The 19,392-nt window shown below is 72.5% G+C and carries 14 protein-coding genes; 4 read left to right on the forward strand and 10 right to left on the reverse strand.

Annotated elements, in window-relative coordinates:
- Positions 1-58: 58 nt before the first annotated feature.
- The 4 genes from ABD343_RS28980 to ABD343_RS28995 all read right to left on the reverse strand — a co-directional run bounded on the left by ABD343_RS28980 (position 59) and on the right by ABD343_RS28995 (position 7,302).
- On the reverse strand, positions 59-2,125 hold the full coding sequence (locus ABD343_RS28980; RefSeq protein WP_344532347.1) for an ATP-dependent DNA helicase: 2,067 nt from the start codon (positions 2,123-2,125) through the stop codon (positions 59-61).
- Positions 2,126-2,276: 151 nt separating this feature from the next.
- Positions 2,277-4,079 carry an IucA/IucC family protein gene (locus ABD343_RS28985; RefSeq protein WP_344532348.1) on the reverse strand — a complete coding sequence of 601 codons (1,803 nt, stop codon included), beginning with the start codon at positions 4,077-4,079 and terminating at the stop codon, positions 2,277-2,279.
- Positions 4,080-4,224: 145 nt separating this feature from the next.
- Entirely contained in the window at positions 4,225-5,046 is an 822-nt protein-coding gene (locus ABD343_RS28990; RefSeq protein WP_344532349.1) for a GNAT family N-acetyltransferase, read from the reverse strand.
- A gap of 45 nt (positions 5,047-5,091) precedes the next feature.
- Complete coding sequence (locus ABD343_RS28995) at positions 5,092-7,302, reverse strand: IucA/IucC family protein (protein ID WP_344532350.1); 2,211 nt, start codon at positions 7,300-7,302, stop codon at positions 5,092-5,094.
- A gap of 276 nt (positions 7,303-7,578) precedes the next feature.
- Between ABD343_RS28995 and ABD343_RS29000 the strand changes: the two genes are divergently transcribed.
- Positions 7,579-8,799: a trypsin-like serine peptidase gene (locus ABD343_RS29000; protein ID WP_344532351.1), complete on the forward strand. Its 1,221-nt coding sequence runs from the start codon at positions 7,579-7,581 to the stop codon at positions 8,797-8,799.
- A 94-nt stretch (positions 8,800-8,893) separates the two neighbouring features.
- Entirely contained in the window at positions 8,894-10,117 is a 1,224-nt protein-coding gene (locus ABD343_RS29005; protein ID WP_344532352.1) for a trypsin-like serine peptidase, read from the forward strand.
- A gap of 153 nt (positions 10,118-10,270) precedes the next feature.
- Here the strand turns inward: ABD343_RS29005 and hflX are convergent, their stop codons facing one another.
- The 6 genes from hflX to miaA all read right to left on the reverse strand — a co-directional run bounded on the left by hflX (position 10,271) and on the right by miaA (position 18,430).
- Complete coding sequence (gene hflX, locus ABD343_RS29010; protein ID WP_344532353.1) at positions 10,271-11,761, reverse strand: GTPase HflX; 1,491 nt, start codon at positions 11,759-11,761, stop codon at positions 10,271-10,273.
- Between the two features lie 163 nt (positions 11,762-11,924).
- Positions 11,925-13,514, reverse strand: a complete 1,590-nt coding sequence (locus tag ABD343_RS29015) for a M1 family metallopeptidase (RefSeq protein WP_425578307.1) — start codon at positions 13,512-13,514, stop codon at positions 11,925-11,927.
- 90 nt (positions 13,515-13,604) lie between these two features.
- On the reverse strand, positions 13,605-15,770 hold the full coding sequence (locus ABD343_RS29020; RefSeq protein ID WP_344532355.1) for a RelA/SpoT family protein: 2,166 nt from the start codon (positions 15,768-15,770) through the stop codon (positions 13,605-13,607).
- A gap of 129 nt (positions 15,771-15,899) precedes the next feature.
- Complete coding sequence (gene dapF, locus ABD343_RS29025; protein WP_344532356.1) at positions 15,900-16,784, reverse strand: diaminopimelate epimerase; 885 nt, start codon at positions 16,782-16,784, stop codon at positions 15,900-15,902.
- A 35-nt stretch (positions 16,785-16,819) separates the two neighbouring features.
- Positions 16,820-17,377 carry a hypothetical protein gene (locus ABD343_RS29030; protein ID WP_425578308.1) on the reverse strand — a complete coding sequence of 186 codons (558 nt, stop codon included), beginning with the start codon at positions 17,375-17,377 and terminating at the stop codon, positions 16,820-16,822.
- 102 nt (positions 17,378-17,479) lie between these two features.
- Positions 17,480-18,430 (reverse strand): tRNA (adenosine(37)-N6)-dimethylallyltransferase MiaA, encoded by a 951-nt coding sequence (gene miaA, locus ABD343_RS29035; protein ID WP_344532358.1) that lies wholly within the window; start codon positions 18,428-18,430, stop codon positions 17,480-17,482.
- A gap of 181 nt (positions 18,431-18,611) precedes the next feature.
- Here miaA and ABD343_RS29040 point away from each other — a divergent pair, with 181 nt between their 5' ends.
- Positions 18,612-19,088: a hypothetical protein gene (locus ABD343_RS29040; protein WP_344532359.1), complete on the forward strand. Its 477-nt coding sequence runs from the start codon at positions 18,612-18,614 to the stop codon at positions 19,086-19,088.
- A gap of 45 nt (positions 19,089-19,133) precedes the next feature.
- Positions 19,134-19,358: an antitoxin gene (locus tag ABD343_RS29045; RefSeq protein WP_344532360.1), complete on the forward strand. Its 225-nt coding sequence runs from the start codon at positions 19,134-19,136 to the stop codon at positions 19,356-19,358.
- The last annotated feature ends 34 nt before the right edge of the window (positions 19,359-19,392 follow it).

A 19,392-nucleotide genomic window follows, 5' to 3' on the forward strand; every position in this document is an offset into this window, starting at 1 on the left:
CAGCGGCCCGTTTTCCGTTGCCGGTGGGCCCCACCCCGCCCCAGCCGCGAGAAGGCGCTTACGCGCGCTTCGCCGCCTCGTCGATGGCCGCGAGCGAGCGGCGCACCTGGTTACGGTCCGTGGTGTACCAGAAGTCGGGCATGGAGGCCCGCAGGAAGCCGCCGTAGCGGGCCCGCTCCAGCCTCGGGTCGAGGACCGCGACCACGCCCCGGTCCCCCGTCGCCCGCACCAGCCTGCCCGCGCCCTGCGCCATCAGCAGGGCCGCATGGCTCGCCGCGACGGCCATGAAGCCATTGCCCCCCGCCTCCTCGACGGCCTTCTGGCGGGCGCTCATCAGCGGGTCGTCCGGGCGCGGGAACGGCACCCGGTCCATGACCACGAGCTGGCAGTTCGCCCCAGGCACGTCCACGCCCTGCCAGAGGGAGAGCGTGCCGAAGAGGCACGTCTCCGCGTCGGCCGCGAAGCGGCGGATCAGCTCGCCCAGCGTCTCCTCGCCCTGGAGCAGGATCGGCAGGCCCAGCCGCCCGCGCAGCTCCTCGGCCGCCGCCTGGGCGCCGCGCATGGACGAGAAGAGCCCGAGCGTACGCCCGCCGGCGGCCTCGACCAGCTCCGCCAGCTCGTCCAGCATGTCCGCGCGGGAGCTGTCCCGTCCGGGCGGCGAGAGGTGCTTGGCGACGTAGAGGATGCCCTGCTTGCGGTAGTCGAACGGGGAGCCCACGTCGAGGCCGCGCCACGGCGGGGCGTACGTCGCGCCGTCCCCGTCCCCGCCGCCGTCCTCGTCACCGTCCTCGTTGTCGGCGCCCTTCTCCCCCGTCTCCCCGGCCTCGTCCGCCCGCTCCTGGGACGTGGCCGTCACCGCGCCCTCCGGGGACAGGCCGAGCGAGGCCCCCACCCCGTTGAAGTCGCCGCCGAGCTTCAGCGTGGCCGAGGTGAGGACGACCGAGCGGTCCGAGAAGAGCTTCTCCCGGAGCAGCCCGGAGACATTGAGCGGGGCGACGCGCAGGGAGGCGCCGAAACGGTCGTGCCGCTCGTACCAGATGACGTCGAACTCGGAGCCTTCCAGGATCCGTTCGGCCACATCATGCACCATCTCGACCGAGGCCTTGGCCTGCTTACGGACCGCGTCCTCGTCCTGGACGGACTTGTCGCGCGTGTTCCCCAGCGCGCTCAGGCAGGTCCGCGCGGCGTCGCGGAGCGCCATCAACGCGTACCCCAGGTCGTCCGGCACCGTCTCCAGGCGACCCGGGAGGGCCAGCTCCATCAGGCGCTCGAAGGTCTCGGCGGCGGTCTGGAGCTGGTCGGCGGCCTTCTCGTCCACCAGCTTGGCCGCGCGGCGCACCGCCCGGTTGACGCTGCCCGGGGTCAGCTCGCCCGTGGCCACGCCGGTGACCCGGGAGACCAGCTCGTGCGCCTCGTCCACGATCAGGACCTCGTGTCCCGGGAGCACCGGGGCGCCCTCGATCGCGTCGATGGCCAGCAGCGCGTGGTTCGTGACGATGACCTCGGCGAGCTTGGCGCGCTCGCGGGCGGCCTCCGCGAAGCAGTCCGGCCCGTACGCGCACTTCGCCGCGCCCAGGCACTCGCGGGACGAGACCGACACCTGCGCCCAGGCGCGGTCGGAGACGCCCGGCGTGAGGTCGTCCCGGTCGCCCGTCTCCGTCTCGTCCGACCAGTCGCGCAGGCGGAGGAGGTCCTTGCCGAGGCGGGAGGTCGGGGCCGCGGCCTCGAACGGGTCGAAGAGGCCGTCCTCCTCTTCCTGCGGGACGCCCTCGTGCAGCCGGTGCAGACACAGATAGTTCGACCGGCCCTTGAGCATGGCGAACTCGGGGCGGCGGCGCAGCAGCGGATGGAGCGCGTCGACCGTGCGCGGAAGATCGCGCTCCACGAGCTGGCGCTGGAGCGCGAGCGTGGCCGTGGCGACCACGACGCGCTCGCCGTGCGCGAGTGCGGGCACCAGATAGCCGAGCGACTTGCCGGTGCCGGTGCCCGCCTGCACGAGGAGGTGATGGCCGTCGTCGACGGCCTCGGCGACGGCCTCGGCCATCGCGGCCTGGCCTGGGCGCTCCGTGCCGCCGACGGCGGTGACGGCGGCCTGGAGAAGATCGGTGAGGGCGGGCTTGCTCATAGGTCCGACACCTTACGCGGCCCCACTGACAGCCCGCTCGTCTCCAGCCGCACGCGCGCTCCCGCCTCCCCCGCGCCCCTCCGTCACCCCGTCGCTGTCCGTGACCCACGGCGACACGCGATGACACGTGACGACACACGGCGAATCTTCGTCACGGGCCGTGGAGCGGGTTCGGCACGGTGCCGTGCACAGCGGCGTGCGGGCGCTCGGAGCGGTCGCGGTAGCCGTCGAGGTGCAACCGGTTGCGGTTGAGGCAGAGCCGCTCGATACGGGGCGTGAGCAGGTCGAAGGTCTCGAACCGATTCTTCAGGTCCGGGAAGCGCCGGTGATAGCGGTCGATCTCCGCCCGCACGAGTGACCAGAACTCGTCCTCGTCCACGCCGAGCTGCTCCTCGCACAGGGGGGCGAGATAGCGGAAGACGCCGACGAAGAGCCCCGCGTGGATGAACTGCGGGAGGAATCCCGGCGGTTCGGTGAGCAGCACGTCCCGCACGTCCTCCGGCATGGAGTCCAGCTCGGGCAGCGGCTGCGCGCTGGTGTTGACGTCGTCGACGAAGTCCTTGATGGCGAGCCGTACGGGCACGTCGCTCTCGTCGAAGACGACGATGGCGTTCTCCCCGTGCGGCGAGAAGACCGTGCCGTAGCGGTAGAGGAAGTGCAGCAGGGGCGGCAGCAGCGCCGCGAACAGACGGCGCAGCCATACGCGCGCCTCCAGGCCCGAACGCGCCACCAGTTCGGCGGTGAAGGACCGTCCCGCCGCGTCCGTGTGGATGAGGGAGGCGAGCGTACGGGCGCGTTCGTCCGGCGCGAGGTAGCGCGCGAGGGGCTCGCGCCAGATGCAGCCGAGCAATTCCCGGTACTGGTAGGGGACTTCGGGCAGCGCGTCATAGACCGGGTGTTCGACCGCGACGGAGGCGACCTCGCCGAGCAGGACGACCCGGCATTCCTCCGACAGGAACGGGTCGTTGTCGCGCAGGGAGTGCACCCAGGAGGTGACGGCGGGCGCGGCCTTCGTGCGCTCCGTCGGAAGCCCGCGCCACACAAGGGTGTTGAGGATGGCCAGCGGAAGCTTCACCGTATGGCGGTCCGGGCGGCTGGCGTTGAGGAACGTACGGATGGACTGCTGGGGCAGCCGCAGGTCGCCGTCCGTGGCCAGCGGCACGAGGGCGTCCTCGGCGAGCGAGGCGGCGAAGAGCGGCACGACCGTTTCGTCCCACTGCCAGGGGTGCACCGGCAGGTACAGGTACTTCTCGGGGGCGAGCCCCCGTGCGCGCAGGGTGTGGTGGAAGCCCAGCAGGGTGTCGGGGCCCACCTCGCGGGCGTACAGCCGGTGCGGCTCCGCCAGCGGCGCGACGCCTCTGTACGCGGCGAGCGAGTGGTGCACGGCGACCCACGGGAGCGACTGCGCGCGGCGGGACTCGGGCGCCCAGCGGGCCGCGTCGCCGGCGGAGAACCCGATCCGGCCCTTGTTGGCGACGAGCCAGGGGTGGCCCGCCATGTGGCCCTCCAGGTCGGCGTAGCCGAGGGCCGCCAGCTCGGCGGCGGGCAGTTCGGTGGCGGCGATCTGGGCGTCGGCCATGACCGTCGCGGTCAGCTCGCGCAGATAGTGGCCCGTGGTGTCGTGGCCGAGCCCCAGCAGGGTGCGGTGCGCGCGGGACACGAAGGCGAAGGGGTCGAGGTCGTCGCTGAGCGACGCGGGATCGACGGTCCAGTGGCCGTACGCCCCGCGCCGCGCCCGGAAGCGGAGGGTCAGCTCGTCGTCGACGGGCAGGCGGTAGGCGTCCGGAGCGGCGGCCGGGTCGTGGCGGGGGCTGAGGATCTCCTCGTAGGAGAACTCACCGAGCATCTTGGCGAGCAGCCGCCGGGACGAGCGGGCCCATGTGGCCCGGTCGAGCCCCGGGGGGACCGCTAGCGGAGCGGGATCGTTGGAGGCGTCGGCGGTGGGTAGCGGCACGGGCTGGCTCCTTGCTGGGGGTTGGGGGCGGTCGGTTGCGACGGTGGGGGGTGGGGTCGCGGGGGTACGGCGGGGCCGCTCGCCCGCCGGAGGCGCGGCGTACGGCCGAGGTGCCGTGCCCGTACGGGGCCGTACCGGGGCGGGGTCAGAGCGCGCCGCGCAGCGCGCGGTCGCGGACCATCAGGGCGGCGCGCTTCCCGGGGAGCGGGACCTCGGCGCTGTAGCGGAATCCCGCGCCGAGGAACGCGGCGACGGACGCGGTGTTGCGCACGTCCGGTTCGGCGAGGACGCGGGTGCACATCGGGCGCTGGTCCAGCACGAGGTCGGCGACGGCGCGCAGCAGGGCCGTGCCGATGCCGCGCCCGCGGTGCGCGACGCCGCCGATCAGCAGGTGGAGGCCGGTGTCGTGCGGCTGGGTGCGGCAGTGGCGCGCGAGGGGGTCGAGGTCGGCGCGGTACAGCTCCCAGTAGCTCATGGGGGTGCCGTCCAGCACGCCGAGGCAGGGCACGCTGCGCCCGTCGCCGTCGAGCTGCGGGCGCAGATGCGCGGCCGTGACCTCCTCAGAGCCCTCCAGCTCCCAGAAGGCGGCCACCGCCGGGTCGTTCATCCAGGCGGAGATGAGCGGCAGGTCCCGGCCCAGATGGACCGGGACGAGCTGGAGGAGCCCCGCGGCCGTCTCCGTGGCGGGCCAGCGGTCGGGGGCGTCGAGAAGGTCTCCGCGGAGGTCCTTCGCGTCCTCCCGCCCCGCAGAGGGGCCCCCTTCCGGGGAGTGCCCGGCAGGGGGCCCCTCTGCGGGGGACCGCCCTGCCGGGTGCCCCTGCGCCGCGTATCCGTCGCGTGCGGCGAGCAGTTCGGTGAGGTCCTCCGGGAGTTCGAGGTCGAGGGTGTCGTCACCGCTGTCGGCGGTGGCCGTGTCGTCGCTGCTGGAGGGCGCTCGTGGAGCCGGCTGGGGCTGCGGTTGCGGCATGACGACGTCTCTTCTCGTCTCTTTCGGCTGCTCTGTTCCGGTCGGCTAGGACACGAGGGGGTTGTCGAGGGTGATGTAGACGGACTGGGTGTCGACGGGCCCGACCAGTTCGTCGAGCCCGTGCAGCCTGGTCAGCAGGTTCGCCTTGCAGCGCAGCGTGGACGAGTCCAGGAGCAGCGCGGGGAGCGGCGAGACGGGCGCACCGTCCGTACCGCGCGCCTCGCGCTCCAGGAAGCGCCGGAAGGCGGCCAGCAGCAGGTTCTCGTCCGCGAGCCCCTGGGCGCCGAAGGCGCCGATCAGGCCGAGGACGTTGTTGATACCGAGGTAGTACGCGAACCGTTCGGTCGCGACATCGTCGTCGACGAAGGTGTCGCTGTCCTCTCCGAGGCGCGTGCCGGGCAGCCGGGCGGCCAGCTCGTCGCGGCGGGAGGCGCGGAAGTAATAGCCCTGGTTGTCCCGGTAGCGCCCTCCGTCGGGCCAGCCGTCCGCGTCGAGCAGCACCACCGTGTTCTGCTGGTGCGCCTCCAGGGCGATGCCCGCGTGCGCGTCCAGCCAGAGGACGGGACGCACGACGGAGTCGAGGTACCGCAGGAACCACTCCGCCGCGACGGCGGCCGACGGTTTGCCCGTACGGGCGACGAGCCCGGCGACCAGTTCCGACAGGCGGGAACGGAGCGCCGTCCCCGCGGTGCCCCGTCCGGGGCGGGGCGAGAGCAGTCCGGCCACGCACAGGGCGGCGTCGGAGGGGGCGAACGGGTTGTGCCGCACGACGGTGTCGAAGCCGCCCAGCCGTTCGCCGTCGGGGCCGTGGATTCCGATCCAGGCGGGGTCGCGCACGATGTCGAAGGTGGGGTGCGCCGCGTGCCAGGCGGAGGCCAGTCCGCTGCGCAGCAGCCGGTGCACCTCCACGCCGCGCAGCAGTTCCTTGCGGAGATTGTCCCTGCGCGAGTTGGTGATACGCAGGCCGAGCGACAGCTTGAGCATGGCGCTGCCGCCCGGCTGGTGGACGGTGCGCACCGACGAGGTGGGGTGCCATACCTCTCCCCCGGTCCCCAGGTCGTGCAGCAGCCCCGCGTCCAGCAGGGCCGTCACGGCGGGGTCGTGGCCCAGCTCCCGTGCCTGCCAGGGGTGCAGCGGCACGGGAACGGTCCCGTCGGGCAGCCGTTCCGCCACTGCCTTCCCCGCGAGCCGGGTGGCGAGGGCCTGTGCCGGAACGGGCTTCCCCTTGTCCGTCCACGCCGAGTCGCCCGCCAGGACGGACGGTTCGGCCGCCATCCAGTGCAGCGCGAACGCGCCCCGCGTCTCCGGCGAGTACGCGCGCGACTCGGCCTCCGACAGTCCCTCGCGGCTCTTCGGCGTGGGGTGCAGAGGGTGCCCGAACAGGAGCGACTGCTCGGCGTCGAGGAACACGTCACCGTGCGGCGCGCTCCGGGGGGCCGCACGCCGCTCGGCGAGGAACGCGGCGGTCCGCCGCACGGAGTCGGCCACCCGTCCGACCAGCTCGGCGCTCTCGCCGGGGGCGGGAGCGCCGGACGGTCCGGCCACGGCATCGGGGGCCGCCCGGTCCGCCGGGCGCGAGGCCCCTTCGCGCGCCGCCCTGTGCGCCGCCTCGCGCCCGATGAGGGCCGCGAGCGCGACCGCGTCGACGGGCGCCGCGCCCTCGGGCGCACTGTCCATACGGGGCGCGCCGAACCGGTGCCATCCAGTGGCCGACCAGTGCAGTACGGGCACGCGCAGGACGGACCCCGTGGCGGTGAGCGGGACGGTCAGGGTGCCGTCGTCGGGCCGGGCCAGCCCCGTCTCGCGCGCCCAACACCGCAGCAGATTCTCGACGGCGGCGGCATCGGCGGCCACCAGGACGTCGTCCGCCTCCAACGGGTCCCCGGCGAGACCGCCGAGAGCGCCCTGGGCACCGTGAGCACCATGAGCACCGGCCTCGTCGTACGGGCCTCCGGCCTGCGCGGGGAGAGCGTCGCCGGGGGCGCCCTCCGCGACACGTACGGCACAGTCGGCGGCCGTCTCCCGCTCCTCCGCCGTGGCGGATCTGGAATCCTCCGTCCCCTGTCCCCCGCCCAGGGGCCCGTGCGGGCCCTCCGCGCGGGGATGCGCGAGCTCGTGCGCGTACGGCCCCGTGCCCAGCTCCTCATGGCGCGGGCCGCGACGCGACTGCCTGGGCACGGCCGGGTCGATCAGCCGGGCAAGGCGTTGACGGACCGGGCCCTTCGGGGCGCCTTCAGGTCCGGAGCGCGCGTTCACTGAGGTCTCCTCCTGCTGGTGTCGACTGGGCGCGCTGAGCAGCGAGCCACTCTCCCCCGTACGTACCAACGAAGCGGAGGGCCCGGGATCACGGCCGGTGCGAAGATCCCTTGCCGGCGGTCCGGCCGGTGGCCGCGGGGGCCGTACGGGCAGGGGGAACCGATGACCCTGCTGTCCCCGTCCCCAACCTCACCGGGCATAGTGGGGGCCGCCCCGCCCGACGAGGTGCATGACAATTTCACGGCACGACGATCCACTTTCAGGGGGAGTTCAGCCATGCCATCGATAGCCAGGCCCGCGTGGCGCCGGTCGGCGCTGACCGCGGCAGCGGTCGCCGCCGTGCTCGCGGTGACCGCCACCGCCTGCGGCCCGGAAGAGGACAGCGCTGACGAGAAGCCCAGCGCCTCGGCGACGCAGACGGACAAGCCCGGGAAGAGCCTCAAGGACGACCTGGGACTGCCGGACGACCTGCCCGATGAGCTCCCCACCTCCCTGGACGACCTCGACAAGTGGCGCGACGGGAGCTGGAAGAACTGGGACAAGGACAAGTGGCTGGACGAGGCCAAGGAGTTCTTCAACCCCATCATCAAGGACCTGTGGAAGCCGGAGCGGATGAAGGACGCCGACGGCAACGACCGCGAGGTCGATGACGCGGACATCGACGAGGGCGGCAGCGGTGGCGGCGGCTCCGGCGAGGACCAGGGCGTCACCGACCCCACGCCCTCCGCGGTCAAGGCGGCAGCCGTGCGGACGCCGTACGACCAGGACGACATGCCGGTCGGCAAGGTCTTCATGGACACCCCGAAGGGCGCGATGGTCTGCTCGGGCGCCGTGGTGAAGGACCCGCGCAACCCGGGCAAGTCCAACCTGGTCGCCACCGCCGGGCACTGCGTGCACGGCGGCAAGGGCAAGGGCTGGTTCCGCAACGTCGTGTTCGTGCCGGACTACAACCCCAAGGGCATGGGCAACGCGCAGTTGGAGAACGCCCCCAAGCAGGACGTCGCGCCCAAGGGGATCTGGTGGGCCAAGCATGCGCGGACGACCGACCACTGGATCAACACCGGCGCCGACAAGGGCGGCAAGGGCGCGCAGCAGGACTTCGCCGTGATCCAGGTCCAGCCCGAGGACAAGGGCAACGCGACGCTGGAGCAGACCGTGGGCAACGCCGCGCAGGTCACTTTCAGCACCCCGCGGGTGAAGTCCCTCTCCAGCCTGAAGGCTGTCGGCTATCCGGCGGCGCCGCCGTTCGACGGGGCGAAGATGTACCAGTGCACGGACAAGCCGGGCCGGCTGACGCTCGACCCGTCGCAGCCGACGATGTACCGCGTGGGCTGCACCATGACGGCCGGCTCCTCCGGCGGTCCCTGGTTCGACGCCACGGGCACACGGCTGCTCTCGGTGACCTCCATCGGCCCCGCGACGCGGGACTGGCTCGCCGGGGCGCGCCTCGGCAAGGAGGCGAAGGGCGTCTTCGACGCGGTCAGCAAGCAGGGCTGACGCGGACGCACGCCCAGTACGCGCACGCACACCCAGTACGGAGTACGACGACGGCGCCCTCGCGCGCCGAGCCATCAAGGGGGATCTCTCACCCATGTCACTGATACGCAGACCCGGGAACGGGCGGCGCGCGCTGGCGGCCGTCGCCGCGGCGGCGGCCCTGGCCGTGACCGCGACAGCCTGTGACTCGGGCGGCGGTGACGACAGCAAGTCGGACGGCGCCAAGGCAGGAGCCACGGCGGACGCGGCCGACAAGGCCAAGGAGGCCAAGGACCGGCTCGGTCTTCCCAAGGACCTGCCGGACGACCTGCCCACCTCACTGGAGGACCTCGACAAGTGGCGGGGCGGCGCCTGGAAGAACTGGGACAAGGACGACTGGCTCCGTGAGGCGGGCGACTTCCTCAACCCGTACATCAAGGGGCACTGGAAGCCGGAACGGATGAAGAAGGCGGAGGACAACGAGAAGCACGTCGCCGCCAACGTCCAGAGCGCCTCGGGCTCCGGTGCCTCCGAGGCCGAGCCCCGCCCGGTCAGGGCGAAGGGCGTGCCGACGCCGTACACCCGGAACGCCGCCCCCGCGGGCAAGGTCTTCATGGACACCCCGGACGGCCCCATGGTCTGCTCCGGAACGGTCGTGAAGGACCCCCGCAACCCGGGCAAGTCCAACCTGGTCGCCACCGCCGGACACTGTGTCCACTCGGGCAAGAGCGGCGGCTGGCTGCGCAACATCTCCTTCATCCCGGCCTACAACGACAAGGGCCTGTCCCCCGCGGAGGTCGAGAACGCGAGCCCGCAGGAGGTCGCTCCGTACGGCCAGTTCTGGGCGAAGTGGGCGCAGACCACCAACTACTGGATCAAGAAGGGCGCCAAGTCCGGTGGCGGCGGCGCCCAGCAGGACTTCGCCGTGCTGCGCGTCGAGCCGGTGAACAAGGGCGGCAAGTCCCTGGAGGAGGCGGTCGGCGCGGCCGTGAAGATCAACTTCCAGGCGCCGACATCCTCGCGCATCGCGGGGGTCAGCTCGTACGGGTACCCGGCGGCACCGCCGTTCAACGGCGCGAAGATGTACCGCTGCACCGACAGGCCGGGCAAGCTGACGCTCGACCCGTCGCAGCCGCCTCTGTACCGGATCGGCTGCACCATGACGGGCGGCTCCTCCGGCGGTGCCTGGCTCATCAAGGGCGCGGGCGGCAAGCCCGAGCTGATCTCGGTCAACTCGATCGGCCCGCAGCCCGCCAAGTGGCTCGCGGGACCGCGCCTCGGCGCGACGGCCAAGGGCGTCTTCGACGCGGCCAGCAAGAAGTACGCGGGCGCGAACTGACCCGGCCGTAGGGCCTCGGGAACGAGGAAGGCCCGCCCCCTCACCGCGAGGGGGCGGGCCTTTCCGTGTCCCGTATACGTACGTGTCCCGTATGCGTACGGCCGGTGCGGTCGCGGTCGTGCGGCCGCGTACCCGTCAGGCCACGGCCACGCGTCAGGCCACCGGGAGGAACTTCCGCAGCTCGGCGGCGAGCTCCTCGTGCACACGGGCCTTGAGCAGCGTGCCCGTGTCGGTGTGCTCCTCGGAGATCACCTCGCCCTGAGTGTGCACCCGGGAGACGAGCTTGCCCTCCGTGTAGGGCAGGAGGACCTCCAGCTCGACCGACGGACGCGGCAGCTCGTTGTCGATCAGCTCGCGGAGGTCGTCGACGCCCTGGCCCGTGCGGGCCGAGACGAGCAGCGCGTGCTTCTCGGCGCGCAGCAGCCGCTGGAGGACGAGGGGGTCGGCGGCATCCGCCTTGTTGACCACCACGATCTCCGGGACGTCGGCCGCGCCCACGTCGCGGATGACCTCGCGGACCGAGGCGAGCTGCTCCTCCGGCGCCGGGTGCGCGCCGTCGACCACGTGGAGGATCAGATCGGCGTCGCCGACCTCCTCCATGGTCGAGCGGAACGCCTCGACGAGGTGGTGCGGGAGGTGGCGCACGAAGCCGACGGTGTCGGCCAGCGTGTACGCCCGCCCGCTCGGGGTCTCCGCCTTGCGGACGGTGGGGTCGAGGGTGGCGAACAGCGCGTTCTCCACCAGGACGCCCGCGCCCGTGAGGCGGTTGAGCAGCGAAGACTTGCCCGCGTTGGTGTATCCGGCGATGGCGACCGAGGGCACCTTGTGGCGCTTGCGGTCCTGGCGCTGGATGTCGCGGCCGGTCTTCATCTCCGCGATCTCCCGGCGCATCTTCGCCATCTTCTCGCGGATCCGCCGCCGGTCGGTCTCGATCTTGGTCTCACCGGGACCACGCGTGGCCATGCCGCCGCCCGCTGAACCGGAGCCACCGCCACCCATCTGCCGGGAGAGCGACTGGCCCCAGCCGCGCAGCCTGGGCAGCATGTAGTTCATCTGCGCCAGTGCGACCTGGGCCTTGCCCTCTCGGGACTTGGCGTGCTGCGCGAAGATGTCGAGGATCAGCGCGGTGCGGTCCACCACCTTGACCTTGACGACGTCTTCCAGGTGGATGAGCTGGCCCGGGGTCAGCTCACCGTCGCAGACGACGGTGTCGGCACCGGTCTCCAGAACGATGTCCCGCAGCTCGGCGGCCTTGCCCGAGCCGATGTACGTCGCCGCGTCCGGCTTGTCGCGCCGCTGGATCACGCCGTCGAGCACGAGGGCCCCGGCGGTCTCGGCGAGGGCGGCGAGCTCCGCGAGGGAGTTGTCCGCGTCCGTCGCCGTGCCCGACGTCCAGACGCCGACCAGCACCACACGCTCCAGACGGAGCTGCCGGTACTCGACCTCTGTGACGTCCTCCAGCTCGGTGGAGAGGCCCGCGACCCGTCGCAGTGCCGCACGGTCCGAACGGTCGAGCTGCTCACCGTCACGGTCCCCGTCGAACCCGTCACTCAGGGCGACGTCCTCTTCCATCAGGGCGTCGGCTCGGCGGTTCGTCTGGGCGAGGCGCTTGCCGTTCTGTGGAAGGGAAGAGGAGAGGGTCAAGAGCATCCTTACGTCGAGGGAATCCTGTGTACCGGAAGAACGCCCGCGCGACGGAGAAGATTCCCCGGGCCCGGTGCGCGTTCCCGCCTGTGCGGGCGGGGTCCCGCCCGCGCGGCGCCCGGCCCAGTGATGGTCGCACGCCGCGCGGGCCCCGTCACCCGGATTAGCGGCCCTGGTGCTTGGCCGGCTCGCCGTGCGGAGCGTGCCGGTTCTGCTTGCCCTGGCCGCCCTGCTTGTCCTGCCGCCAGTCCGGGTGGCCCGGCATCGGCGGGGTCTTCTTGCCGTACAGCCACGCGTGCAGGAACCCGCCGAGGTCCTGGCCGGAGATGCGGCTCGCCATGGCGGTGAAGTCGGCGGTGGAGGCGTTGCCGTCCCGGTGCTCGACGACCCAGGCCCGCTGGAGCCGGTCGAAGGCGGCCTTGCCGATCTTCTGGCGCAGCGCGTAGAGCACGACGGCGGAGCCGTCGTAGACGATGGGCCGGAAGATCTCGGACCGCTTGCCGTCCTTGGCGGCACGCGGCTCGGCGGGCGGGCCGTACCGGGCGCGCCAGTCATCGGACTGCCCGTAGGCGGCACGGACGCGGCGGGTGAGCGGGGTGCCGCCCAGTCCGGCGCCGTAGTTCCACTCGTACCAGGTGGCGTGGCCCTCGTTGAGCCACAGGTCGCTCCATTCGCGCGGGGAGACGCTGTTGCCGAACCACTGGTGCGCCAGCTCGTGCATCATGACGGACTGCTTGTACCAGGACGGGTACGAGTCCGAGGTCAGCAGTTCCCGCTCGAAGAGGGAGAGGGTCTGGGTCTCCAGCTCGAACCCGGTCGTCGCCTCGGCGACGAGCAGCCCGTAGTTCTCGAACGGGTAGCGGCCGACCCGCCGCTCCATCCACCCCATCTGGGCAGGGGTCTTCTTCAGCCAGGGTTCCAGGACCTTGCGCTTGTCGGTGGGGACGACGTCCCGTACGGGCACACCGTTCGGCCCCGTCCTGCGCGGGACGACGGAACGGCCGAACGAGACCTGCGCCAGCTCGGTCGCCATGGGGTGCGCCAGACGGTACGTCCAGGTCGTCGCGGCGCCCGCGCGGGTACGGCGGACCAGCGTGCCGCCGGAGGCGGCGGTGACGCCCTTGGGCGCGGTCAGGCGGAAGGTGAAGTACGCCTTGTCGGACGGATGGTCGTTGGAGGGGAACGCGCGGTGTGCCGCGTCGGCCTGCGCGGCCATGGCCAGACCGTCCTTGGTGTGCACCCACGCGCCATGGGCGATGCCCTTGGTGCGGCTGGTGTGCCGGACGTCGACACGCAGCCTCGCTCCCTTGTGCAGGGGGATGGCGGGAGTGACCACGAGGTCCTCTCCGGCGCGCTCGTACCGCGCGTCCATGCCGTTGACCTGGACGCCGCGTACGGTGCCCGCCGCGAAGTCCAGGTTGAAGCGTTCCAGTTGGTCCGCGGTGACCCGGGCGTCGATGACGGTGCGCGCCTTGAGCGGCTTGTTCTTGTCGCCGCTGTAGTCGAACGCGATGTCGTAGGAACCGATGTCGTAGCCGGGATTGCCGAGCGTCGGGAACAGACGGTCACCGACGCCGAGCGGTTCGGCCGCGGGGAGCGCGGCCGCGACGAGCGAGAGCACCGTCGCGCCGACACCGGCGGCCACGGCACCGCCGCGCCGCAGACGTGGGGGCGGGGCGGGGGCGGATGCGGGTGCGGGGACGGACGCGGGAAAGGCTGTGGGAAGAGCCGTGGAGGCTGTGCGGCGGACCATGGAACATCGCTATCAGCGCCCGGCACCGCCGCCGGGGCGACGCGTGGACGGCCCACCCGAATGGGGCCGCCGCCGACGCGGGACGCGCCGTCAGCCGGTGGGCAGGGGCCGCGCCGCACGCGTCACGTCGTACACCCCGGGCACGCGCAGCATGGCGCGCATCAGCGAGGGGAGGCCCCGCGCGTCGGGGAGTTGGAGCGTGTACGTGTGGCGGACGCGCTGCTCGCGCGGGGGCTCGACGTCGGCGGAGATCACCGCGGCGCCCTCGGCGGCGATGGCCTCGGTGAGGTCGGCCAGCAGATGGGCCCGTCCGAGCGCCTCGGCACGGAGGGTGACCCTGCAGCCGGTGGTGCCCTGCTGCCAGCGCACGTCCAGCGGAGCCCGTCCCGACGCGGCCATACGGGCCACCGTCTGGCAGGTGTCCCGGTGGACGGTCACGGCACCGCCCCGTACGGCGAAACCCGTGACCACGTCGGGCGGTACGGGCGTGCAGCAGCGGGCGAGCCGTACGGGCGCGTCCGGGAGGTCCACGACGAGCGGCACGCTCTCCTCCAGACCGTCCTCCCCCAGGCCGTCCGCGCCCGCCATACCGTCCGTGCCGCCCGTGCCGTCCAGCCCGTCGTCGGAGGGTGCGTCCTGGGACCGTGCCGCGGCGTGCTCCCCCTGCGCGCCGGCCCGCTCGGTCTGCTCGTCCTCCTTGCCCGAGCCGTGAGCGGCCAGCCAGGTGCGGATGGCGATACGGGCGGCGGGCGTACGCACATGGTCGAGCCATTCCGGCGACGGGCCGGAGAGCCCGGCCGCGGCGGCGGGCTCCAGGAAGAGCTGGACGGCGTCCCCGTCGCGCAGCACCGTACTGAGCGCGGTGAGCCGCCCGTTGACCCGTACGCCGATACATCGGTGCGCGGCCTCGCCCAGGCAGGCGTACGCGGCGTCCACGCAGGACGCGCCGGCCGGGAGCGGCAGGGCGCCGCCCGCGGGGGCCGAGTTGCCCGGAGCGGCGCAGTAGACGGTGATCTCTCGGTCCTGGGCCAGCTCGTCGCGCAGCTCCGTCCAGAACGTGTCCGGGTCCGGGGCGTGGCTCTGCCACTCCAGGAGCCGCGAGAGCCAGCCCGGGCGCGTGGGGTCGGCGCGCTCACCGGCCTCGCCGGGCGCTTCCCGGGCGTCGCCCTCGGCGTGCGGGTCGCCCAGGGCGATGACCCCGGCCTCGGCGACCCGGTGCATCCGGCGCGTACGGACCAGGACCTCGGCGACGCGCCCGCGCTCGTCGGCGATGGCCGTGTGCAGCGACTGGTACAGGTTGAACTTGGGGGCCGCGATGAAGTCCTTGAACTCGGAGATCACCGGCGTGAAGCAGGTGTGCAGCTCGCCCAGCACCGCGTAGCAGTCGGCGTCCTCGCCGACAAGGATCAGCAGCCGCCCGAAGTCGCAGGTGCCCAGCTCGCCACGTTTCAGCAGGAGTTTGTGGACCGAGAGAGTGTGCCGGGGCCGGATGAGCACCTGAGCCGTGATCCCGGCCTCGCGCACGAGTCTGCGGACCTCGGTGGCGATCTCGGTGAGGGGGTCGGCCTGCTTGGTGTGCTCGCGGATCAACTCACGCGTACGCGAGTGCTCTTCGGGGTGGAGGATCGCGAAGACGAGGTCCTCCAGCTCGCTCTTGAGCGCCTGCACCCCGAGCCGCTCGGCCAGCGGGATGAGCACGTCCCTGGTGACCTTGGCGATACGGGCCTGCTTCTCGGGACGCATCACGCCGAGGGTGCGCATGTTGTGCAGCCGGTCGGCGAGCTTGATGGACATCACCCGGACGTCGTTGCCCGCCGCCACGAGCATCTTGCGGAAGGTCTCGGGCTCGGCCGCCGCGCCGTAGTCGACCTTCTCCAGCTTGGTGACGCCGTCGACCAGATAGCAGACCTCCTGGCCGAACTCGCGGCGCACCTGGTCGAGGGTCACCTCGGTGTCCTCGACCGTGTCGTGCAGGAGGGAGGCGGTCAGCGTCGTCGTCTCGGCCCCGAGCTGTGCGAGGAGCAGCGTGACCGCGAGAGGGTGTGTGATGTAGGGCTCGCCGCTCTTGCGCATCTGTCCCCGGTGCGAGGACTCCGCGAGGACGTACGCACGGCGCAGCGGGCGCAGGTCGGCCCCCGGGTGGTGCGCCTTGTGGACCTTGGCGACATGCTCGATGGCGTCGGGCAGCGCGTCACGCGGTGTGGCACTCAGCAGCGCCGCCCTGCTGAGCTTCCGCAGACTGCGCACCGCGCTCATGGGCACCTCCGCTTCCGCACACGCCCCGGGCTCGGGGGTGTTGCTCTCCGACCCCATCACGCGCCGCTGATCGGACATTGCCCGCCGTGAGCGGGATCACCCCATCGTGCGACGTTTACGCCCGGCTTCTTACGGAAGCAGGCTGGAATCGATTCTGCCCTCCGCGACGATCACGGCGGGCCCGGTCATCTCGATCTCCCCGTCGGCCCGTTCGGTGATGACGAGGCGGCCTCCGGGGACATCCACGGTGTACGTCGCGGGGAGACCGTCCCGCCCGGGCCGCGCACCGTCGCGCCGCGCCGTCGCCACCATCACCGCGCACGCGCCCGTGCCGCACGAACGCGTCTCGCCCGCGCCCCTCTCGTGCACCCGCATGGCCACGTGACGCGGTCCCCGGTCGACGACGAACTCGACGTTCACCCCGTCCGGGAAGGCCGATACGGGGGTAACGTCCGGCGCCTCGTAGAGCTTCCCGGCGTCGGCGAGGTCCTCGACGAAGGCGACCGCGTGCGGGTTGCCCATGCCGATCCTGCGGGCGCTCCAGGTCCTTCCGTCCGCCCCGTCGACGCCGACCGTGACCTCGCTCTCGGAGTCCTCGGGCACCTCGGCCTTCCCCATGCCGACGGTGACGTCGCCGCCGTCCTTCGCGAGGTGCAGCGTCCGCACTCCGGCGCGGGTCGCCACGGCGAAGTCGCCGGGCTCGACCAGGCCCGCGTGCTCCAGATAGCGCGCGAAGACCCGCACGCCGTTGCCGCACATCTCGGCGATCGAACCGTCACCGTTGCGGTAGTCCATGAACCATTCGGCCTCCGCGGCCATGGCGCGCGCCTCAGGATGCGCGGCCGACCGCACGACCCTGAGCAGGCCGTCGCCGCCGATACCGGCCCTCCGGTCGCACAGCCGGGCCACCGCCTCGGGGGACAGATCGAGCGTCCCGTCCGGGTCGGGGATGATCACGAAATCGTTCTCCGTGCCGTGCCCCTTGAGGAACGGCACTCCCTGCGCGCTGGTCACACCGACGATCGTACGGGACCGGCGCACGCCTTCCGTCAGCTCCTGAGCCGGGCGACCCGCAGCACGGCCAGCACGACGACAGTGCAGACCACCACCGCGTACACGGCGACCACGCGCCAGTCGGGGCGGCGGCCCGAGCCGCGCGGGGGCAGGCCCGGCCAGGTGTGGCCGACCCTGCGGGCCGCCATGACGCCCCAGCCCGCAGCACAGCCGCAGATGAGCAGGCCGAGCATCGAGACGACGGCGCCCGAGCTGCCCCCGGGCTCGAAGGCCAGCGGGAAGGCGAACATCAGCGAGCCGAGCGCGCCCAGGGCCACGATCGGCGCGAGCTGCCACAGGCGGAGCTTGCGCTGCGGCCGCAGCTCGTGCGGCTCGACGGGGGTCTCGGAGGGGTCCTGCGGAGCTTCCGGATCCGGCTCGTCGCCGTCGATGTCCATGGGCCCGCCCAGGCCCGTGGAGGCGTCGAGCGGCTCGACGGGAAGATCCTCGGGGGCGCCGCGGCGGGCGTCCGGGAGGTGCGGCCCGTCCTTCACCCGGCGCACGCCGTCCACCGGCGTCCCGTCGTCGTCACGAGGGCTGGCATCCATCGCCACACGCCCTCCCAACTCCGGCTCAACGGCTCCGAACGATGGTCGATGATGGCACGCCGAGAGAGCCGCCACCGTCGCCCAGGGCTTCCCGATGCCATCACGTGATCAGGCTGTGACCGCCCTTTCGAGCAACGCCATCGCCCGCCCCGCGAGTTCCCCGCGGTCCGCCTCCGCCCCACTGAGCCAATGCACCCGGGGATCCCTCCGGAACCACGAATCCTGACGGCGCGCGAAGCGCTTGGTGGCGCGTACGGTCTCGGCGCGCGCGACGTCCTCCGTGCACTCCCCCGCGAGCGCCGACAGCACCTGCTGGTACCCCAGCGCGCGCGAGGCCGTGCGCCCCTCGCGCAGCCCGGCGGCCTCCAGCTCGCGCACCTCGTCGACCAGCCCCTCCTCCCACATGCGGTCCACGCGGTCCGCGATCCGCGCGTCCAGCTCGGGGCGGGCCACGTCGACGCCGATCTGGACCGTGTCGTAGACCGACTCGTGTCCCGGCAGGTTGGCGGTGAAGGGGCGGCCGGTGATTTCGATGACCTCCAGGGCGCGCACGATGCGACGGCCGTTGCTGGGCAGGATGACCCGCGCCGCCTCGGGGTCGTCGTGCGCCAGGCGGGCGTGCAGCGGTCCCGTGCCGTGCTCGGCCAGTTCTGCCTCCAGGCGCGCCCTGACGGCCGGGTCGGTGCCGGGGAAGTCCATGGCGTCGATCGCCCCGCGCACGTACAGCCCGGAGCCTCCGACGAGGACGGGGAAGCGGCCCTCCGCCCGCAGGCTGTCGATCTCCGCGCGGGCGAGTCTCTGGTACTCCGCGACGCTGGCCGCCACGGTCACGTCCCAGATGTCCAGGAGGTGGTGCGGCACGCCCTGCCGCTCCTCGACGGTCAGCTTGGCCGTGCCGATGTCCATGCCGCGGTAGAGCTGCATGGAGTCCGCGTTGATGACCTCGCCGCCCAGCTCACGGGCGAGGAAGACGCCCAGGTCGGACTTGCCCGCCGCGGTGGGGCCGACGACGGCCACGACGGGCGGGGCGGAGGGGAGAGGAGGGGTCGCGGAGTTCACTCCGTAAGTCTCGCAAACCTCCACCCCGCTTCTCGAACGAGCGACGTGACGCCCCCTCCATGGGGTCGTTGCCAGTTGCGAGGTTCCGACAGCCGGTTCCGCACCGGTGCCTCGGGGCGACGCAAAGAGACGCTCCGCAAGGCGCGGGATTTCGCCCACACGAGTAAGGTCTGGAGTAAATATGGGCGTGTTTGCGAAGCTTCTCCGTCGTTCGTCCGGCAAGTCAACAGGGGACGCCCCCGAGGCCACCCCCGCGGAGGAACCGGCGGCGGACGCGCGACCCGCGGAGGAGCCCGCTCCCGCCCCCGAGGGCGAGCGGAAGGACACGGAAGGCAGCACCGCCGCCGCCCCGACGGAGACCACCGGGGCCGCTCAGGAGGCCACCGAAGGCGCGGACCGTACGGACGGCGAGGACGGCCAGGACAGCAAGGACAGCGAGAACAACGCGGGCGGAACGGACGAGGCGAACGACACGGACGACTCGGGCACCGAAGGCGTCACCAGGAGCGCCGGGGCGGACCCGGATGCGGACTCCGCGAGCGGCGGCGACGCCGCTGCCGCTACTGTCGAGGCCGGTGACGGCGGAGTCGGGATCCCCAAGCAGCAGTCGGCCGAGGAGGCCGCCGACAGCGGGACCGGGGAGAGCGCCCGTAAGTAAGCCGTCCGGGGACCGCCCGGACGGGCTGGGAGGAAGGTGACCGCGATGGGCTTCATGGACAAGGTCAAGGGTCTGATGGGCCAGCACGGGGACAAGGTCCAGCAGGGGCTGGACAAGGCCGCGCAGATGGCGGACTCCAAGACCAAGGGCAAGTACACCAACCAGATCAAGTCCGGGACCCAGAAGGCCAAGGACGCGGCCGGCAAGCTCGCGGACGACGGCAAGAAGGACGACGGGCAGGACGGAAAAGGCTCCGGCCCCACCTCCTAGCGGTCCCCGCGGTGTGGGGGTGTGCGAGCGTCCG

Origin of the sequence: Streptomyces albiaxialis (assembly GCF_039530985.1) — a bacterium.
Taxonomy (GTDB): Bacteria; Actinomycetota; Actinomycetes; order Streptomycetales; family Streptomycetaceae; genus Streptomyces; species Streptomyces albiaxialis.